This is a genomic window from Martelella sp. K41-7, assembly GCF_055808365.1.
The window spans coordinates 2,507,091-2,526,661 of the sequence record NZ_CM147867.1 but is presented as its reverse complement, the minus strand read 5'-3'; the positions used below and the strand labels follow the sequence as shown (position 1 = coordinate 2,526,661).

16 protein-coding genes and 1 tRNA gene are annotated in these 19,571 nt (G+C 59.3%); 4 read left to right on the top strand and 13 right to left on the bottom strand.

Annotated elements, in window-relative coordinates; translation table 11 throughout:
• Positions 1-70: 70 nt before the first annotated feature.
• The 4 genes from rnr to AC0L7L_RS11975 form a co-directional block, all read right to left on the bottom strand.
• Positions 71-2,386: a ribonuclease R gene (gene rnr, locus AC0L7L_RS11990; protein WP_473509196.1), complete on the bottom strand. Its 2,316-nt coding sequence runs from the start codon at positions 2,384-2,386 to the stop codon at positions 71-73.
• Entirely contained in the window at positions 2,383-5,055 is a 2,673-nt protein-coding gene (topA, locus tag AC0L7L_RS11985) for a type I DNA topoisomerase (protein WP_473509194.1), read from the bottom strand. Before topA ends, rnr begins: the two co-directional genes overlap by 4 nt.
• An 891-nt stretch (positions 5,056-5,946) precedes the next feature.
• On the bottom strand, positions 5,947-6,186 hold the full coding sequence (locus AC0L7L_RS11980) for a porin (RefSeq protein ID WP_473509192.1): 240 nt from the start codon (positions 6,184-6,186) through the stop codon (positions 5,947-5,949).
• A gap of 7 nt (positions 6,187-6,193) precedes the next feature.
• Positions 6,194-7,009 (bottom strand): porin, encoded by an 816-nt coding sequence (locus AC0L7L_RS11975; protein ID WP_473509190.1) that lies wholly within the window; start codon positions 7,007-7,009, stop codon positions 6,194-6,196.
• Between the two features lie 545 nt (positions 7,010-7,554).
• Between AC0L7L_RS11975 and AC0L7L_RS11970 the strand changes: the two genes are divergently transcribed.
• A tRNA-Ala gene (locus AC0L7L_RS11970) sits at positions 7,555-7,630 on the top strand.
• 44 nt (positions 7,631-7,674) lie between these two features.
• On the opposite strand, the gene AC0L7L_RS11965 is transcribed toward AC0L7L_RS11970, so the two are convergent.
• Genes AC0L7L_RS11965 through AC0L7L_RS11950 form a run of 4 tightly spaced genes read right to left on the bottom strand, consistent with a single transcriptional unit; the run spans position 7,675 to position 10,046 of the window.
• Positions 7,675-8,103 carry a DUF1178 family protein gene (locus tag AC0L7L_RS11965; RefSeq protein ID WP_272212153.1) on the bottom strand — a complete coding sequence of 143 codons (429 nt, stop codon included), beginning with the start codon at positions 8,101-8,103 and terminating at the stop codon, positions 7,675-7,677.
• 22 nt (positions 8,104-8,125) lie between these two features.
• Positions 8,126-8,980, bottom strand: a complete 855-nt coding sequence (locus AC0L7L_RS11960; protein ID WP_272212152.1) for a carbon-nitrogen hydrolase family protein — start codon at positions 8,978-8,980, stop codon at positions 8,126-8,128.
• Positions 8,981-8,990: 10 nt separating this feature from the next.
• Complete coding sequence (gene grxC, locus AC0L7L_RS11955; RefSeq protein WP_473509187.1) at positions 8,991-9,248, bottom strand: glutaredoxin 3; 258 nt, start codon at positions 9,246-9,248, stop codon at positions 8,991-8,993.
• 45 nt (positions 9,249-9,293) lie between these two features.
• Complete coding sequence (locus AC0L7L_RS11950) at positions 9,294-10,046, bottom strand: ComF family protein (RefSeq protein ID WP_473513904.1); 753 nt, start codon at positions 10,044-10,046, stop codon at positions 9,294-9,296.
• A gap of 113 nt (positions 10,047-10,159) precedes the next feature.
• Here AC0L7L_RS11950 and AC0L7L_RS11945 point away from each other — a divergent pair, with 113 nt between their 5' ends.
• Positions 10,160-11,044 carry a methyltransferase domain-containing protein gene (locus tag AC0L7L_RS11945; RefSeq protein WP_272212150.1) on the top strand — a complete coding sequence of 295 codons (885 nt, stop codon included), beginning with the start codon at positions 10,160-10,162 and terminating at the stop codon, positions 11,042-11,044.
• A gap of 7 nt (positions 11,045-11,051) precedes the next feature.
• On the opposite strand, the gene AC0L7L_RS11940 is transcribed toward AC0L7L_RS11945, so the two are convergent.
• Complete coding sequence (locus tag AC0L7L_RS11940) at positions 11,052-11,978, bottom strand: DMT family transporter (protein WP_473509185.1); 927 nt, start codon at positions 11,976-11,978, stop codon at positions 11,052-11,054.
• Positions 11,979-12,079: 101 nt separating this feature from the next.
• Here AC0L7L_RS11940 and AC0L7L_RS11935 point away from each other — a divergent pair, with 101 nt between their 5' ends.
• A complete protein-coding gene (locus AC0L7L_RS11935) occupies positions 12,080-12,943 on the top strand; it encodes a LysR family transcriptional regulator (protein ID WP_272212146.1) in 864 nt (287 codons plus the stop codon).
• Between the two features lie 6 nt (positions 12,944-12,949).
• Here the strand turns inward: AC0L7L_RS11935 and mutT are convergent, their stop codons facing one another.
• The 4 genes from mutT to AC0L7L_RS11915 all read right to left on the bottom strand — a co-directional run bounded on the left by mutT (position 12,950) and on the right by AC0L7L_RS11915 (position 16,402).
• Positions 12,950-13,357: an 8-oxo-dGTP diphosphatase MutT gene (gene mutT / locus AC0L7L_RS11930; protein WP_272212145.1), complete on the bottom strand. Its 408-nt coding sequence runs from the start codon at positions 13,355-13,357 to the stop codon at positions 12,950-12,952.
• A complete protein-coding gene (locus AC0L7L_RS11925) occupies positions 13,354-14,118 on the bottom strand; it encodes a GNAT family N-acetyltransferase (RefSeq protein ID WP_473509183.1) in 765 nt (254 codons plus the stop codon). The genes mutT and AC0L7L_RS11925 overlap by 4 nt, the downstream gene beginning before the upstream one ends.
• Before the next feature lie 131 nt (positions 14,119-14,249).
• Positions 14,250-15,485, bottom strand: a complete 1,236-nt coding sequence (gene argJ / locus AC0L7L_RS11920; protein WP_272212143.1) for a bifunctional glutamate N-acetyltransferase/amino-acid acetyltransferase ArgJ — start codon at positions 15,483-15,485, stop codon at positions 14,250-14,252.
• Positions 15,486-15,538: 53 nt separating this feature from the next.
• Entirely contained in the window at positions 15,539-16,402 is an 864-nt protein-coding gene (locus AC0L7L_RS11915; RefSeq protein ID WP_272212142.1) for a peptidylprolyl isomerase, read from the bottom strand.
• Positions 16,403-16,753: 351 nt separating this feature from the next.
• On the opposite strand from AC0L7L_RS11915, the gene secA reads away from it, so the two are divergent.
• Positions 16,754-19,543: a preprotein translocase subunit SecA gene (gene secA, locus AC0L7L_RS11910; protein ID WP_272212141.1), complete on the top strand. Its 2,790-nt coding sequence runs from the start codon at positions 16,754-16,756 to the stop codon at positions 19,541-19,543.
• Positions 19,544-19,571: the final 28 nt, after the last annotated feature.

Below are 19,571 nucleotides of genomic sequence, written 5' to 3'. Positions count from 1 at the left end.
GACTGCGTAACAGGTGGCAGAATTTCATTCGATTTTTCTAATAAGAGAAGGTCGAGGGTCGCCGGCTCACTCAGCGGCGGCCGCGTCCGCTGCGTCGTCCCGCACCGCCGCCGCGCATCGGACGGCCGGTTTGCGATTTGTGGAAGGAGCGGGTCGGGGCTGGGAGCTTGCGGCCGGATGAGAGCATCTCGAACCGCAGTGCACCGGCAAGCGGGATCGCCTCCACAAGCTGCACTTCGACATTGTCGCCGAGCTGATAGCCGAGATTGGATCGCTCCCCGACAAGCGCCTGGCGCACCTCATCATGGACGAAGTAATCGCCGCCCAGCGTGGAAACCGGCACAAAACCGTCGGCGCCATATTCTGGCAGGGCGATGAACAGGCCGGAACGGGTGACTCCGGCCACACGCCCGTCGAAACTCTCGCCGATTCGGTCCGCCAGATGGTGGGCAATCAGCCGGTCGACGGTTTCCCGCTCGGCGGCCATGGCGCGGCGCTCGAAGGTGGAGATTTCGGCGGCAATATCGTCGAGCTGCTCTTCCTCTTCGCGTTCCAGCCCGCCTTCGCCGAGGTGAAGGGATGCCACCAGAGCGCGGTGGACGATCAGGTCTGCATAGCGGCGGATGGGTGAGGTGAAATGGGCGTATTTCAGCAGGTTCAGGCCGAAATGGCCGCCGTTTTCGGGCGAATAGACCGCCTGGCTCTGGGAGCGCAGCACCATCTGGTTGACGAGATCCTTGTGCGGGGAACCATCGGCCTTGGACAGGATGCCATTGAACGAATTGGCCCTGAGATTGCCCCCCTTGGCCAGCGGGATCGAAAGCGTCGCCAGGAATTCGCGCAGGCTTTCCTGCTTGGAAAGCGAAGGCGCGTCATGGGTGCGGTAGATCAGCGCCTGGCGCTTCTTTTCCAGCGTTTCGGCAGCGGCGACATTCGCCTGGATCATCATTTCTTCAATGAGCTTGTGCGCATCGAGGCGTGGCGGCACCACCACCTTGTCGACAGTGCCGTCTTCCTTCAGGAGGATACGGCGCTCGGGCATGTCGAGTTCCAGCGGCTGGCGGCGATCACGGCCACGCTTCATGGTCTCGTAGGCAGCCCAGAGCGGCTTCAGCACGGGTTCCAGCAGCGGGCCGGTCTTGTCATCGGTCGTGCCATCAACGGCAGCCTGTGCCTGTTGGTAGGATAGCTTGGCCGCGCTCTTCATCATGATGCGGTGGAAGGTGTGGGAGGCTTTGCGGCCATCCTTCGAGAATACCATGCGCACAGCCATGGCCGGGCGGTCTTCGCCCTCGCGCAGCGAGCAGAGGTCGTTGGAAATCCGCTCGGGCAGCATCGGCACGACGCGATCCGGAAAATAGACCGAATTGCCGCGCTTCAGCGCCTCGCGGTTGAGCGCGGATTTGTGGCGGACGTAATAGGAAACATCGGCAATGGCGACGGTGACGATGACGCCGCCCTCGTTTTCGGGCCGGGTGTCGGGCTCGGCAAAAACCGCGTCGTCATGGTCTTTGGCATCGGCCGGGTCGATGGTGACCAGCGGAATATTGCGCCAGTCCTCGCGGCTTTTCATGTCCGCGGCAGTCGCCGCATCGGCTTCGTCGATCACGTCCTTTGGAAAGATATGCGGAATGCCGTGGGAATGGATGGCGATCATCGAGACCGCTTTTTCCGAGGCCAACGAGCCGACAATGGTCAGCACTTCGCCGCGCGGCAGGCCGTAGCGGCCGGACCGCTTGACGTCGACTTCGACGAGATCGCCGTCCTTCGCACCGTTGAGCGCGGTGTCCTCGATATCAATCTCGTTGTCGCGGCGCTCGATCGGCATCAGCCGTACCGAACCGTCGTCCAACACGCGTATGACCCCGAGAGCGGCCGCACCGCGCTTGTCGATCACCTTGATGATGCGGGCTGTATAGGCCGGGCCGGTGTCGGATTTCGACGGGAAAATCTTGGCGACAACGCGGTCGTTGAGGCCCGCGGTCGGTGCCTTGCGCTTGCCATTCTTGCCGCCGCCGGACTGGCGAATGAGCACGGCAGGTGCTGCACCGTCCTCTTCCGGCCATTCGGCCGGCCGGCCGATCAACTCGCCATCCTTGTCACGCGTGGTGATGTCGAGAACGGTTACCGGCGGCAGTGCGCCGGGCCGCAGCAGGCTCTTGCGCTTTTTCTGCAGCAGGCCTTCATCCTCAAGGTCGCGCAACAGGTCCTTCAGAGCAACGCGCTCGGCACCCTTGATGCCGAACGCCTTGGCGATTTCACGCTTGGATCCGCGGTCGGGGTTGTCGGCAATGAACTTCAGCAGCACATCGCGCGGCGGCACCTGGCCGTGAATGATTGCGTCGGGTTTGTTTGCACCCGCGCCGGTTTTCGGTTTTGCGCTCAACTATCGCTCTTTTCGGCCTCGGCATCATCGGCCTTCTTCTTCTTTGAAGCCGATGCCTTTTTGGTTGCCGAAGCGGTTTTGGTTGTCGTTTTCTTCGTTGCCGTCTTTTTCGCCGGCGCTTTCTTCTTGGCGGGCTTTTTCAGCCCGGCCTTTTCCGCGCGGGCGGCCAGAAGCGGAACGGCCTCTTCCATGGTCACCGATTGCGGGTCCTTGCCCTTGGGAATGGTGGCGTTGATCTTGCCCCATTTGACATAAGGCCCGTAGCGCCCTTCATTGACGGTGACTTCGCCGCCGCCGTCGGGATGCTCGCCCAGCGATTTCAGCGCGGCTGGCGCACCGCGCCGCCGTCCGCCATTGGCACGCTTGTCGGCAATAATGGACACCGCGCGGTTGACCCCGACGGAAAACACTTCGTCGATGCCTTCCACATTGGCATAGGTACCGTCATGCAGCACGAAGGGGCCGTAGCGCCCGAGGCCGGCGGTGATCATCTTGCCGTCTTCCGGATGCGGGCCGACGTCGCGTGGCAGCGAGAGAAGCCGCAGTGCCTTTTCCAGGTCGATATCTTCCGGCTTCCAGCCCTTCGGCAGCGAGGAGCGCTTGGCCTCCTTGCCTTCGCCGCGCTGGACATAAGGGCCGAAACGCCCGGTTCTGAGCGTTACGGTTTCGCCGGTTTCCGGGCAGGTGCCCAGTTCGTTGGGCTCGTTCGGGTTGATGCCGTTGGCCTCTGCTTCTCCATCCGCACCCAGCTGCCGGGTGAAATTGCAATCAGGATAATTGGAGCAGCCGACGAAGGCGCCGTATTTGCCGAGCTTCAGAGACAGATTGCCGGTGCCGCAAACCTGGCAGATACGCGGATCGGAGCCGTCCTCACGCTTAGGGAAGACGAGCGGCGCCAGCGCCTCGTTCAGCGCATCCAGCACGTTGGTGACGCGCAGTTCCTTGGTGCCCTCGACCTGGGCAAAGAAGTCCTTCCAGAAATCGCGGAGAACCTGTTTCCACTCGAGCGTGCCGTCGGAGATCTTGTCGAGCTTTTCTTCAAGGTCTGCAGTGAAATCATATTCCACATACCGGTCGAAGAAGTTTTCAAGAAAGGCCGTGACCAGCCGGCCCTTGGCCTCCGGCGTCAGCTTGCGGTTCTCAATGACGATATATTCGCGATCGCGCAGCGTCGCCAGTGTCGAGGCATAGGTCGACGGGCGGCCGATGCCGAGCTCTTCCAGCTTCTTGATCAGCGAGGCTTCCGAATAGCGCGGCGGCGGCTCGGTGAAGTGCTGGGTGGCGCGGATCTTTTCCTTGTCGATATTTTCCTGAGCATTGATCTCGGGAAGACGGCCATCGTCCTCATCCTCGTCGGATGGCTGTTTTTCCTCGCGGTTGTCGGCATAGGCCTTGAGGAAGCCGTCAAACTTCACGACCGTGCCGACAGCGCGCAGGCCGGCGCTTTCGCTGCCCTTGGTCGCGGTAATTTCGGCCGTGGTGCGTTCCATTTCGGCAGAGGCCATCTGGCTGGCGATGCCGCGCTTCCACACGAGGTCATAGAGGCGGAACTGGTCGGCATCGAGGAATTTCTTGACCGATTGCGGCGTGCGGGTGAAGTCGGTCGGGCGGATGGCTTCGTGGGCCTCCTGCGCGTTCTTGGCTTTCACCGAATAGTGTCGCGCCTCAGCCGGCAGGTAGCGCTGGCCGAACTGGTCGCCGATCGCATCGCGCGCGGCGGAGACCGCTTCGGGCGCCATCGAGACACCGTCGGTACGCATATAGGTGATAAGACCGGCCGTTTCGCCACCGATATCGACACCTTCATAAAGCCGCTGCGCCACCTGCATGGTGCGCGAGGCGGAGAAGCTGAGGCGCGACGAAGCGGCCTGCTGCAATGTCGATGTGGTGAAGGGCGGGCCGGGATTGCGGCGGACGGGCTTGGCCTCGACGCTGGCGACAGAATAGGTCGCGCCCTCAAGCAACTCTTTGATACGTCCGGCGTGTTCGCCATCCTTGACGGAGTTTTTCTGGATGCGCTTGTCGTCGGCTTTCACCAGACGGGCTTCGAACTGATCGCCGCGCACGGTTTTGAGGTCGGCGACAATGTTCCAGTATTCTTCCGGAATAAAGCGCTCGATCTCGCTTTCGCGCTCGCAGACGAGACGCAGCGCCACCGATTGCACGCGACCGGCAGAGCGCGCGCCGGGCAGCTTGCGCCACAGCACCGGCGACAGGTTGAAGCCGACCAGATAATCAAGCGCGCGGCGGGCGAGATAGGCATTCACCAGCGCTTCATCGATCTCGCGCGGATTGGCCATGGCTTCGAGTACGGCCTTCTTGGTGATGGCGTTGAAGACCACGCGCTTGACCGGCTTGTCCTTGAGCACCTTCTTCTTTTGCAGAAGGTCGAGCACATGCCAGGAAATCGCTTCACCTTCCCTGTCCGGGTCGGTCGCGAGGATCAGGCCGTCGGCGTTCTTCATCGCGTCGGCTATGTCTTTCACGCGCTTCGCCGATGCGGTGTCGACTTTCCAGGACATGGCAAAATCGTCGTCGGGCAGCACGGAGCCATCCTTGGCCGGCAGGTCGCGCACGTGGCCGAAGGATGCCAGAACCTTGTAGCCCGAGCCCAGATACTTGTTGATGGTCTTTGCCTTGGCGGGGGACTCTACAACGACTACGTCCATATCTTCCGTCTCAATTCTTCTTTGCCACGTAAGGTGCCGTCCGCTCTCGTATCGGCACATCGCGTTTTCCGGTAAAAGCCGTTCTGTCGTTGGCCGAGCCGTCGGTAACGCATTCGAAAAAAATGCCCGGAATCAGAGCGTTTCCGGCCGTATACAGACTGTCCGCAAGGCCCGCTTTCGAAAGCCGGCGAGGAATGGGCGGTATGTCCGTCTTCCGGCTTGCAGGACTGTTCAGCGTTGCCTTTACCCCGAAAGATGCCCTGGACGCAAACCGGATGTTTCTGTTGAGCATGTTCCGGACTCGAAATGGACAGAGTTTGCTCGTTGGTCAAGTCCCAGTGCGTGAAAATTCACGACGCAGGTCCGATGTAACCAGAAGGATATTCTTTTTCAGGTTGCGATTAATAAATCAGCAACTACTCTTTTGAGTTGAGGTATAGCTGAATGGTACATGAAACGGGCATCAGGGATTTGGATGTAGCATGTTGCTGCACAGGTCTGGAAAACAAAGCGGCAAAACACTGACGGAAGAAGAATTATCTATATCAGGCAGATTCTTGCTCAGGTTCGGCGTCTTGCCGACAAGGAAGGGGCGGAGTTGCTTTGTTATCTGCTCGATATGGCCTGTATCGAGGCGAGCTCGGCTCAGACTCGTATGATTACCGACTTCGCTGTCGACTAGAAATGCGTTAGCACCACGGCTTTCTTGTTGCGCCGGCTTGGTATGACGTTCACGCAGCCCACTGCCGGACTTGGACCTGTTGGGCGACATTGAACGTGCAACAGGCTGCCAGATCGGCGGAAGAAACCCACCGCTGGAAATAGGGCATTCCCGGCTTGGCTCCGGGAACGCGTGTTTTAGAAAATGTGTGGGGGCTGAACGCCAGTCGGTCAGAAATCGCGCTCGAGGCGCACCCAGCCAAACCAGTTCTGCTGGTTCCAGCTATCGTCCAGAAAGGCGTAGTTGATATTTGTGCGGACATGGAAATCATCAACAATTTCCCAGTCTGAGGTAAAGCCTGCCTCCCAGAATACCTTGTCATTGCTGGCGACAGTGTACTGGGTCTGCGGCGCCAGGATAAAGTTTTCGGTGACATTGAAATAGTAGTTGGCCGCGACCGCATACTTCATATAGGTGTCAGCGATCGGCAGAATCGTCCCAGTTCGCGGACGTGAAATCGGGCACATAGGCGATGAAGCCGCTTGCATAAAGGCCCGCGATTTCAAACGTGCCTGGACCGATCCCGAAGCCAGCCCAGGGGCGGACGGCATAGGTCTCGTTATAGGTATCGTAGGCGGTATCCAGCTTCAGGTAATTGCTGTCAGAGACCACATAGCCGAGACGCCCTGAAAGACCGATCTTGGCGAGCTCGCCATCACTGCCGGTTTCATCCGGCGTCATTCCGACGGCAGCAAGCGCGATCTGGAAATGATCTGCGCCATTATAGGCAAGGCGGATCGAGTTGTAGCGGCTCACATTGTCAATGTTGTCGAGTTCGCCCCAAAGGTCTTCATTCCAATAGCCCTTGATGTAGCCGGCTCTGAATGCGAGCGCATCGCCAATTTCAAGATAGGCTTCGTCAAACTTGAAGTCGTCGCCCGTACCGTTGGAATAGAAATAGAACTCCGGGACCATTCTCGACGTCAGCGTACCAAGCTCGGTTGCGGACTTGGCCGTTACTGCCAAGTTTGTCTTGACGTAAGGATACCAGTCGTTGTCGAGAGACGAGCCTGTCTGAATGCCGCCAAATTTGGTCTCGAAGCGGACATAGCCGCCGATCTGGAGGCAGGTCTCTGTACCCGGGATAAAGAAATAACCGCTGCCGAAGGCATCGCAGGCTTCGACGTAGTTGGCTGTGACCGGTTCGATCATCACGACCGGATCAGCGGCCTTGGCACCTGTTGCAGCCACGATCATCGAAGCGGAGCCGATGAGCAATTTCTTGATTTTCATTGCAGCAATCTCCAGAGACTTTTTCGTTAATCATCACACCAGTGCAGGACGCCATGACCGCATTATAGTTTTTTCTGTTTCGGCGATTGCACGTAAAACTATACGTCTCCTCGCTCTAAACACAATCCATGCAAGACCCGTCGGTCCGTAAATGCAAGCATGTAGCCTTGTTTGGGCTGGAAGTGTTGTCAAACAGCAACGCCTGGCACATCGATATTATCGATTATTCATGGACAATGATGCGAACGCCAAGCGACACTTTATCGCGGAAAAACAGTTCCTTATCCCAAAGACGGAGTTTGATTCGCGGCTAGACGGAAAATCGAATTCGTGGCAACCTTTCCAAGGTTGCGCACGCACATCTGGTCGTAAACCATCTGGATGCAATTGCATCCTTAAGCTGCATCGTGAATTATCTTTTGTCTCGGAATTTCTGCCCTCGTCTTGTGCGAATCGCGCGGGTAAGGCGGATTTGAAGCCAAAAATCAATGATTTGGGTGCTTGTTCGCTCAAAACAATTGGAGTATCAGCCAATTCGACAAAAAGGGGCCGTAGCTCAGCTGGGAGAGCGCTGCAATCGCACTGCAGAGGTCGGCGGTTCGATCCCGCTCGGCTCCACCATTTCTGCGAACGCTTTGCTGCGAATTTCGCAGCCGGCGCGCCGGCTAGTTGTTGTCTTCCGGTAGGGTTGGAAGCGGCATGATCTCGATGCCTTCCTCAAGCAGATCGCGGACCTCGTCTGCCTTTGCTGCGCCGATAATACCGCGCTGTTCGCTCTCGCCATAGTGGATCTTGCGGGCTTCTTCGGGGAAGCGCTCACCGACATCTTCCGAGTTCTTGCGGATTTCGGTCACGGCCTGTTTCAGCTTTTGCAAAGCCTCCCGGCGTGCCTTGTCGACAAGAGCGGTCTTGCGCTCGTCCTGCTTGCGCGCGGTAGAGACCTGCGGTGCCATCAGACCCTTGGCGATTTGAGCGGAGTTGCAGACCGGACAGGTCAGGAGGCCGCCCGCCATCTGCCTGTCGAAGTCTTCACTGCCGGAAAACCAGCCGTCGAAGGCGTGGCCGTTATCGCAAGAGAGTGAGTAATGGATCACAGGGTCGGTCTTTCGCTCAGGCCTATACGTCAGCGCCGTGCAGATTGTCGCTTTCTTCAAGCGTGAAAGCGCGGATGTTCTTCAGGTTCGGCACTTTGCCGCGCGCCGCCGTCACCGCATCGGTGTCGATCTCGGCGGTGATTACCGCTTCGCCCGTGCCGCCCGCTTCTGCCAGAACGCGGCCCCAGGGATCGATGATGATCGCGTGGCCGAAGGTTTCGCGCCCGTCATCGTGAAAGCCTGCCTGCGCCGCCGAAATCATGAAGGCGCCGTTTTCAATGGCGCGCGCACGCTGCAACACATGCCAGTGGGCTTCGCCGGTCTGTTTTGTGAACGCGGCAGGCGCAGTCAGAACCTCGGCGCCTGCAAGTGCGTAGGCGCGGAACAGGTCAGGAAAGCGCACGTCATAGCAGATGCCCATGCCGATCTTTGCAAACGGAAGGTTCGCCAAAACTGCGCTCTCGCCGGGCCGGTAGACCGCGCTTTCACGCCAGCTTTCGCCATTGTCGAGGTCGACATCGAACATGTGGATTTTGTCGTAGCGCGCGGCAATGGTGCCGTCGGGCGCAAACAGCAGTGCCCGATTGGCGACCATTCCGTCGTCAACGGCAATCGCCGTCGAGCCGATATGAAGGTGAAGGGCGTGTTCACGCGCAAGGGCGGCGGCCGTGCGGACGGTGATGTCGTCAGCTTCCGCCTTTAAACCCGCCATCAGTTGTTTTCGGTCTTTCTGGACCGCGCCCGTCATTTCCGGCGTCTGCACATATTGCGCGCCTTTGACGGCGGCCTCTCGAACCAGCGTTGAAAGCGTATCGGCGTTCTGCTCGGGATCGGTGCCCGAGCGCATCTGGATGGCGGCGGCGGTGAAACGGGTCATGCGCGGATCCTTAAGCGGCAAGAAGCGGATCGAGCTTGCCTTCGCGCTCAAGCGCGAATAGCTCGTCGCAGCCGCCAATGTGCCGGTCGTCAATGAAAATCTGCGGGAAGGTCGAGCCGCCCTTGGCACGCTCGATCATCGTTGCGCGCACGTCCGGGGTCTCGGTGGCATTGTATTCAGTGAAGCCGACGCCCTTGTCCGACAGAAGCTTTTTTGCACGGGCGCAGAAACCGCAGAATTCCCGCGTGTAAATCTCGACATTCGCCATGATGATACTGGGGTCCTTTCGTTGCAGGCCGGGGTGATCAGCCCTTCATATAGTTTCATCGAGCACGCGTGCAAAGGTCAAAACATTGATCTCGCTTGCGCCCTTGCGTCTCAAAACCCTTGCGGCCGCCGAAACGGTGGCACCGGTGGTGTAGACGTCATCGATCAGCAGGATCGATTTTCCGAAGACCTGGTCTTCGTGATCGCGCGCAAGCGCGAAGGCGCCCCGCACATTGTCCTCGCGCGCCGATCGCGTCAGGCCGACTTGCTGGCTGGTGCGCCGCTTGCGCCGCAAAAGCCCCGGCAGAAACGGTTTGCTGGAAAGCCGTGCCAGATTGCGTGCAAGCTCTGCCGACTGGTTGAAGCGGCGCGACATCAGCCGGGTCGTATGCAGCGGCACAGCGGCAATGCCGTCACAGCGTGCGATCATTCCATCATCGGCGCGCTGCATCCATGTGGCCATCATCACCGCAAGATGGGTGTTGTCGCGATATTTCAGCGCGTGGACGAGGTTGCGCACCGTTCCGGAATAAAATGCAGCCGAACGCAGCCGATCGAAATCCGGCGGGTGGGCGATGGCCTCTGCACTCATGATCTCGGGGCCCAGATCGTGTGAGAACGGCGTTCCGAGAACCGCGCAATAGGGGCGTTCGATGAAACGGATATTGCTCCAGCAATTGACGCAGAGCGCGCGATGCGTCCCCGTGGTTTTGCCGCAGGCCGCACAGACCGGCGGGAAGACGAGATTGCCGAGCATGGCCAGCGTATCACGGGCCACAGCCGCAGATCGGGCGCGCATCGCCTGAAGTCTCAACGGTCTGATCTCATCCATGACCTCAAGGTAGCGCGTTGACGGACGCTTTGCGACTCCCTAATTGGCGGGGATTATGTGAACTGGAAAGGCCGCAGGCGATGGAACAGGTTTTCGATGCACGACGCGTGGAGGCGAACCGGCTGAAGGCCTGGCGCGCGGCAAAGCCCGGTGCCGATTTTCTGCTCGACATCGTGGCCGAGGAAATCGCCGACCGGCTTGCCGTGGTCGAGCGGCAATTTGATGAGGCCGTCGAACTGCACGGAGTTACAGGCGCTGTCGCCAGAGCCGCGCTTGCCACAGGCAAGGTCGGAGCGATCACGCGGGTGGAGAGTGACGCGGCCTTTGCCGATGGGACTGTGCCAAACCAGGTGGCTCCGCTGGAACTGCCCGGGCTTGAGGACCAGTCGCTTAATCTGGTGCTGTCGCCGCTGGTCGCTCATCTCACCAATGACACGCCCGGCTATTTCATCCAGGCGCGCCGGGCGCTCAAACCGGACGGGCTGTTTCTGGCGGCGATCCCCGGTTCCGGCACGCTGGCCGAGCTGCGCGAATGCCTGCTTGCGGCTGAAACGGAGCTTTACGGCGGCGTCAGCCCGCGCGTGATCCCCTTTGCCGATGTGCGCGATATTGGCGGTTTGCTGCAACGGGCGGGGTTTGCCCTGCCTGTGGTCGATCAGGAAAATTACACGGTCCGCTATGACACGCTGTTCGAGCTGATGGCGGATCTGAGGGCGATGGGTATGGCCAATCCAATCGCAGACCGCTCGAAAAAGCCTGTCAGCCGGGCGTTCTTTCTGCGTGCGGCCGAACTCTATGCCGAACGCTTCAGCGATACGGATGACCGCATTCGCGCGACTTTCTCGATCGTTTATGTCTCCGGCTGGGCACCGCATGAAAGCCAGCAGAAGCCGCTGAAACCGGGTTCGGCGAAAGCGCGCCTTGCCGACGCGCTCAACACCGAAGAATACAAACTCAAGCGGTAGCGCCGCTTCACCGCTTCAAATGGGGGAGTCTGCCGCTTGCCAGAAGGATACCGAAGATCGCGATGGCAACACCGGCGATCTGGAAGAGATCGGGCATGCGCCCGAACAGCGCCGCGACCAATAGGGCAGAGACCGGCACAAGGTTGAAGACTACCGATGTTGCGCTGGGTCCGCGCCGGGCAATGCCGATCTGCCAGAAAATATAGGCGAGAACCGAGCCTATGAGCGCCATCCACAACACTGCGCCGAGAGCCGGTGCATCCGCGGCGGTGAGTGCGGCAAAGGGATTTTCGAAGAAAAAAGCGGCAAGCAGAAGCGCGATTGCGCCACCGCTCATGGTCCAGGCTGTTGTCTCCATCGGCGTGGCTTCGTGCACGATCCGGCGGCAGCCGATGGTGTAGAGCGCCCAAGCGAGGCTGCCCGCAAGGATCAGGATATCGCCGGAGGTGAACTGGGTGCCTGAAAATGCACCGACTGTCAGTGAAACGCCAAAAAGGCTGATGGCCATACCGACAATGGCGCTAAGCGAGGGGAGGCGTCGCTGAAAGACGGCGTCGATGAGATTGGTCGTCAGCGGGCTTGTGCCCATGATCAGCGCCGCCGTGACCGGGCTTGATGTTTGCATGCCCAGAAACAGCGCGGCGTTGAAGCCTGCGACGCCGACGATCCCGAGCGCCAGAAAAGCGCAGACGTTCTGTTTCAGGACGCTGACACGAAAGCCGCCGCTGAAGTATAGCCATGTCAGAATCGCGATGGCGGCGATTGCAAACCGAAGGGCCGCAGCCGTCCATGGCGGCAGGCCGGAAAGCGCAATCCGCGTTGCCTCGAAATTCGTGCCCCAGAAAATGGCGGAAAGGGCGCTGAGCCCGAGTGCTGCCGCGTCGGCGGAAGCAGCATTGGCCCGATTGGACAAAGCGTCGTTTGAGACGGTCATGGCAACCTCGTCTGTTAATCGAATGCGCGGAGGATGCCTTTCCGAAAAAGAGTATGATACAGACAATATCGGTATGTCGTTTTCCGAAAATGGAAAATTGAATGGTTCAATTCAACTGGGATGATAACCGTGTTTTTCTCGCTGTTGCCCGCGAGGGAACACTGTCCGGCGCTGCGGCACAGCTCAAAAGCGGTGTCGCCACGATTGCGCGGCGGATCGAGCGAATGGAAAACGCACTCGGGGTCCCGCTCTTCCTCAGGCATCAAAGCGGTTACATCCTGACCGATCAGGGTGAGGCGCTACTGCCGCGTGCCGAAGCTGTGGAACTGGCCGTCGGTGACATGCGCCTTCAGGCCAGTGACGATGCGGGTATTCGCGGTCAGGTGCGACTTGCCAGTGTTGAAAGCCTGGTGGCAGGCTTCATCGTGCCGGCGCTCGAACCGCTGCTTGCCCAAAACCCGGGACTGGATGTCGAGATCGCGTTTTCAACGGTGGCGGTCAATATGCACCGGCACGATGCTGACCTCGCGCTCAGAATGGTCCGGCCGGAGCGCGGCAATCTCCGGGTCCGCCAGCTCGCCACCATGGGCTTTGGCCTCTACGGGCCGAAACACGGTGCGGAGCCATTGCGGATCGTCACATGGCCGCAATCGGAAAGCCTCGCCGTTCCGCTCGGCTGGTCGAAAGCCTTTGCAAATGAAAGAAACGCACGTTTTGCCGTCAACACGCTTGCGGGGCAGGTGGAAGCCGTGCGGCGCGGCATTGGCAGGGCTGTGCTGCCGCATTTCCTGGCTCAAGATGACCTTCGGCTGCTGGCAGATCGCTTGCCGGACGGCGGTATGATGGAGCGTCCGATCCTGCTGGTGACCCACAGTGACCTGATTGCCTCGCAAAGGGTCAAAAGCGTGGCGGATGTCGTCTCGGCCGAGATTACACGCCGCAGGGGCGAACTGTCAGGGCTTTGACGCTGTTTACAGCAGATCCTGCAGGATGGGGATGAGGGGCTCGTCTGCGGGTGGCATCGGGTAATCGCGCAGGTCTTTTGCGCGCACCCATTTGATCGCCTGGCCTTCTTGGCCGGAGGGAATGCCCTGATAGCGGCGGCAGACGAACAGCGGCATCAGCAGATGGAAGTCGTCATAGGTGTGGCTGGCAAAGGTCAGGGGCGCGAGGCAGTCGGCCTTGGTGGTGATGCCCAGTTCCTCTTCCATTTCGCGGATCAGGCAGGCTTCGGGCGTTTCACCGGTTTCCACCTTTCCGCCGGGAAATTCCCACAGGCCCGCAAGCGTCTTGCCCTCAGGGCGTTGCGCCAGCAGAATGCGGCCATCGTTGTCGATCAGGGCACAGGCTGCCACCAGCAGCAGCTTCTTGTCGGTCATTGTTCAGCCTTTTCACGCCAGTAGCGATATCGATATGCCTCTTTGAAGCTGAAGCACCGGTAGAGCGAAAGCGCCGCTTCATTGCTTTCCGTCACCTGAAGCCAGACGGTGCGCGCGCCGCGCCCCTTCAGCCACCGCATCATGCCGGTTGCCAGTTCGCGTCCATGGCCTTTGCGCCGCGCATCTGGTGCGACTGCGAAGGCTTCAATGCCGGCCATATCGAAATCATGTACGCATAGCCCGGCCGCGACAGGCTCACCGCGATCTTGCGCGCGGATGAAGAAGCCATGCGATGGCTTGATGGCGGTAACCACTTCGGCCAGGCCAGCCTTGGTTAGACCTGGCACGGGGTTCACCTTCAGTGCTGCGCCAACGAAACGGCTGACATCCTGGCTCGGCAACAGTTCGATGCCTTCCAAGGGGTCAAAAAGGTTGAGATCGAGTGTCATGACAACGGTCGTGTCAAACGGCTCGGCGCCCTCGGCTATCAGATATTCGACGAGCGTGGGCGGTGTCAGCGGGGTTTCGCGCACCAGAAGCGGCCGTCCGAAAGTCTCGTAGTGACGACGCGCCTTCTCGATCCTGATCTCGATATCGGAAGTATCCGACTGATCAAGAACTGACAGGCTGTTCAGACGTTTTGACGGGTGACCCGCTGTCAGCCGAAGCTGCCAGGCGCCGTCATATAGCACGTTCTTTGCCGGCCACGCGCGCAACCCCATGGCTTCAAGCCGACGCACAAGTGGAAGATCCGCACTCACCTTTGATCCGATCCTGTCGCGACGTTATCGTTGTTTTTCATTCATCTAGTGCGGGAGAGGCCGGTCTGTAAACACAGGCTTTTTGTTGAGGCGGTCGGTGTTGCGCGATGGCAACGCGACCGCCTGCCGGTTCAGCTGCGATAGTCGCCGTTGATGGCGACATATTCCTTGGTGAGGTCGCAGGTATAGACGGTTGCCTGTCCGTCACCGAGGCCGATATCGGTACGGATGATGATTTCGTCTTCGCGCATGACTGCGGAGGCGAAATCTTCCTCGTAGTCAGGATCGCGCTCGCCGTTGACGGCCACGCGGATATCACCGAACCAGATCGCGAGCCGATCGCGGTCGGCCTTCTCCCCGGCCTTGCCGACAGCCATGACCACACGGCCCCAATTGGCGTCCTCGCCGGCAACTGCGGTTTTGACCAGCGGGGAATTGGCGATCGAGCGGGCAATCACGCCGGCGGCGCGGTCATTTTCAGCACCCGTCACGCGGACGGTCACCATCTTGCGGGCACCTTCGCCATCGCGCACGATCTGCAGTGCCAGATCCTGCATCAGCGCGTGCAACGCCGCCCGGAAGTCGTCCAGCCGCGGGTCGGTGCCATCGTTGACTATGTCCTGACCTGGCGCCTTGCCGGTGGCAAAGGCCAGCACGGTATCGGAGGTGGAGGTGTCGCTGTCGATGGTGACAGCATTGAAGCTTGCGCCCACGCCTTCGGAAAGGAGTTGCTGGAGGGCTTCGGCGGAGACCGCCGCGTCGGTGGCGATGAAGGATAGCATGGTTGCCATGTCGGGCGCGATCATGCCTGCGCCCTTGGCTATGCCGTTCAGCGTTACGGAAACCCCGTCGATCATGGCGCCACGGGTGGCGACCTTCGGATAGGTGTCGGTTGTCATGATCGCCTTGGCCGCATCGAGCCAGCAGTCGGGCCGGGCTCCGCCTGCCATGGCCGATAGAACGTCGGAAAACTTGGTTGCGTCGAGCGGCTCGCCGATGACGCCGGTGGATGCGAGGAACACATCACCTTCGGAGCAGTTTGCAGCCTTGGCGGCGGTTTGTGCTGTCAGCGCGGTTGCTTCCGCACCCTTCTTGCCGGTGAAGGCATTGGCGTTGCCGGAATTGACCACAAGTACCCGGGCTGATCCGCCGGCAAGATTGCTGCGGCAGAAATCGACAGGCGCGGAGGGGCATCTGGACCGCGTGAAGAGGCCAGCGACAGAAGTCGTCTCGTCGAAAATCATCATCATGACGTCCGTCCGCCCCTTGTATTTGATGCCAGCGGCGGCGGTCGCGATACGCACGCCGTCAATCGGTGGCATCGGGGAGAAGAATTTGGGCGCAAGCGGAGATACGGCAGTCGTCATGGCAGGCCTCTGAAGTTCCGGCCCGCGGTGATGCGCGGGCCGGGTGGTTTGGATCACTGCATTTTATTGACGGCGTTATAGGCGTCTTGCAAGTCCTGATCTTCGATCACGATCTTGTCGTTGGTCTTCAGCTTGCTGACCACCTCGTTGTATTTCTCGCTAGCGACGAGCTGGCGCAGCTGCGGTTCGACCTGTTCGAACGGGGCCGGTGCCTTTTCGCGGACGTCCTCGACCTCGATCACATGATAGCCGAACTGGCTCTGGACAGGGGTCTCGGTGTATTCGCCGGGCTCAAGCGCGAACGCGGCTTCTTCGAATTCCGGAACCATCTGGCCCTTGGAGAAGTACCCTAGATCGCCGCCATTGGATGCGGAAGGACCGGTCGAATGCTGCTCGGCGAGTTTGGCGAAATCGGCGCCATTGTCGAGTTCTTTGATGATTTCCTGAGCTTCGGCTTCGCTGTCGACCAGAATATGGCGGGCGTGAACCTCTTCCTGCTTCGGCGCGTCGGCGATTTCCTCGTCATAGCGTGCCTTCAGCGTTTCCGGGGTGATCTCGGCGTTGATCTTTTGCTCGAAGAATGTGTTGTAGAGCTCTTCCTGGCGAAGCTGATCCATGCGGGTCTTGAAGGCTTCTGTTTTGTCTAGGCCATCTTTTTCGGCCGCGTCGGCGATGACCTTCATGTCGATCAGGCTCGAAAGCGCAATCGCGCGGACCTGCTCTTCCGGCATCTGGCCGAACTGACCCTGAAACTGTTCAACAGTGCTACGCAGTTCCGACTGGTAGATCGGAGTGCCGTCAACGGTTGCGACAACCGGTTCATTGGCGGGTGAACCGCTATCCTGGGCGAAGGACGGCACAGCGAAGCTGACGGTTGATGCCAGAAGTGCCGCTGCTGCCAAATGTCTTTTCTGCATGAAATCACCTTTTATTCTTTGGTTTTGCGAAATGTGTTGTTTCGCCGTCTGCGCTGAACGGTACAGCCGCATGTGGTGGAAGCGCCACCGGGCGTCAACGGATGGCGGCGAATTGTGTTGCACCCTTACAGACTTTTAATGTGCAGCGGCTCATTTGAAGACCGGCAACACAGGAATGTGGCCATTCTGGCGCGGCGTTTGACGTTGACATCCCCCGACCCCCTCTTATCTGTCTGCCAAGCCCGCGTCCAGTGAAGCTCAAAAAGCAATCTGGACCCTGCTTGTCAGGAGTGCGTCTGTACGGCGCCACGTACAGGATAGATATGACAACTTTCGGAAAGAGCTTTTGAAATGGTCTCACTCGGTGGCGTAGCCCGCAAATTGTTCGGTTCGGCCAATGAACGCCGTATTCGTGCCTACAAACCCCGTGTGGCTGCAATCAATGCTCTCGAAGAGCAAATGGCTGCTCTTTCTGACGACGACCTCAAGGCCAAGACCTCAGAATTCAAAAAGCAGATCGCCGATGGCAAGAGCCTGGACGATCTTCTTGTTGAAGCTTTCGCCGTTGCCCGGGAGGCCTCCAAACGTGTGCTGGGCCTGAGACCCTTCGACGTTCAGCTGATCGGCGGCATGATCTTGCATGAAAATTCGATTGCCGAGATGAAGACCGGTGAGGGCAAGACTCTTGTCGCAACGCTTCCCGTCTATCTTAATGCGCTTTCAGGCAAGGGTGTTCATGTCGTAACCGTCAACGACTATCTTGCCCGCCGCGACAGCGAGAATATGGGCAAGCTTTACGGCTTTCTCGGCCTGACCACCGGTGTGATCCATCACGGTATTGAAGACCAGCAGCGCCGGGCGGCCTACCAGGCCGACATCACCTACGCCACCAATAACGAACTCGGTTTCGATTATCTGCGCGATAACATGAAGATGCAGCGCTCCGAGATGGTTCAGCGCGGCCACAATTATGCGATCGTCGACGAAGTTGACTCGATCCTGGTTGATGAAGCCCGTACGCCGCTGATCATTTCCGGTCCGCTGGATGATCGCTCGGATCTTTACGTGACCATCGACAAGATCATCCCGATGCTCGAAGAGGGCGATTACGAAATCGATGAAAAGCAGCGCTCGGCCAATTTCTCCGAAGACGGCATGGAGAAGCTCGAGCAGATGCTGACCGAGTCGGGCCTGATGAAGGGCGCCTCGCTTTACGACGTCGAAAACGTCACAGTCGTCCATCATCTGAACAACGCGCTCAAGGCCCACAAGATGTTCTCCCGTGACAAGGACTACATCGTGCGTGACGGCGAGGTCGTGATCATCGATGAATTCACCGGCCGGATGATGCCGGGCCGCCGTTATTCGGAAGGCCAGCACCAGGCGCTCGAGGCCAAGGAAAATGTCAAGATCCAGCCGGAAAACCAGACGCTGGCCTCGATCACTTTCCAGAACTATTTCCGAATGTATGACAAACTGGCCGGCATGACCGGTACTGCTGCGACAGAAGCGGAAGAATTCGGTAATATTTACGGGCTCGAAGTGGTTGAAGTTCCGACCAACCTGCCGATTGTCCGTCTGGACGAGGATGACGAGGTCTACCTCACCGTCCAAGAAAAATATCTGGCGATCGTCGAAGAAATCAAGATTGCCAAGGAAAAGGGCCAGCCTGTTCTCGTCGGCACAACTTCGATTGAGAAGTCCGAACTTCTGGCCGCGGCCCTGACGCGCGACGGCATCACCGATTTCAAGATCCTGAACGCGCGCTATCATGAAAACGAGGCCTTCATCATCGCCCAAGCCGGCGTTCCCGCCGCGCTGACCATTGCCACCAATATGGCCGGTCGCGGTACCGATATCCAGCTCGGCGGCAATCTCGAGATGCGCATTCAGGAAGAGCTTGGCTATCTGGAGCCGGGCGTCGATATCGTCACCAATGAAGAGGGCGAGCGCGTCGAAGTCGAGCGCAAGGTCACACCGGCCGGTCCCGAGCGCGATGCCAAGGAACAGGCGATCCGCGAGGACGTTGAGCGTCTCAAGCAGGAGGCACTTGCCGCTGGCGGTCTTTACGTGATTGCGACCGAGCGCCATGAGAGCCGGCGTATCGACAATCAGCTGCGCGGCCGCTCAGGCCGTCAGGGCGACCCGGGCCGTTCGAAATTCTACCTGTCGCTTCAAGATGACCTGATGCGCATCTTCGGCTCCGACCGCATGGAGAGCATGCTCACCAAGCTTGGCCTGAAGGAAGGTGAGGCGATCGTCCATCCTTGGATCAACAAGGCACTTGAGCGCGCGCAGAAGAAGGTCGAGGCCCGCAACTTCGACATTCGTAAGAACCTCCTGAAATATGACGACGTTCTCAACGATCAGCGCAAGGTGGTCTTCGATCAGCGCAAGGAACTGATGGATTCCGACGATATTTCGGAAATCGTAGAGGATATGCGCCACGAGGTGATCGAAAATGCCGTGAACCGCCGTATTCCGGAGCGCGCCTATGCCGAGCAGTGGGATACCGCAGGTCTTAAGGAAGATTGCGTCCGCATCCTCAACCTCGACCTGCCGATCGAAGAGTGGGCCGCAGAAGATGGAATTGCCGAGCCTGAAATTCTCGAGCGGATCAACGCCGCTGCCAATCAGGCTGAAGAGGTGCGCGCCAACCAGGCCGAGCAGTTCGGTCCCGATGTTATGAAATATGTCCAGCGTCAGGTTTCCATGCAGGCTTTGGATCATCTCTGGCGGGAGCACATCGTCAATCTCGACCATCTTCGCTCGGTCATCGGTTTCCGCGGCTATGCCCAGCGCGACCCGCTGCAGGAATACAAGGCCGAAGCCTTTGAGCTGTTCAGGGTGCTGTTGGGCAGTATGCGCGAGGTCGCGATTTCGCAGCTTTCGCGCGTTCAGCTCGTGCGCGAGGCTCAGCAACCACAGCCCCAGCCGGAAGTCGATCCGGCCAGCCTGCGCGCAAGCCATATCGATCCGGATACCGGCGAAGACGAGATGAACGGCGAGCAGGTCGGCGCCGGAGAAGCAGCAGCGCGGGTAGGCGAGTTGCCCGAGGAATATCGCAATGTCGGTCGCAACGATGTGTGCCCTTGCGGATCCGGCCGCAAGTTCAAGCATTGCCACGGCCGGTTGGCCTGAGGTATTTTTAACCCAGGCATAATATCAA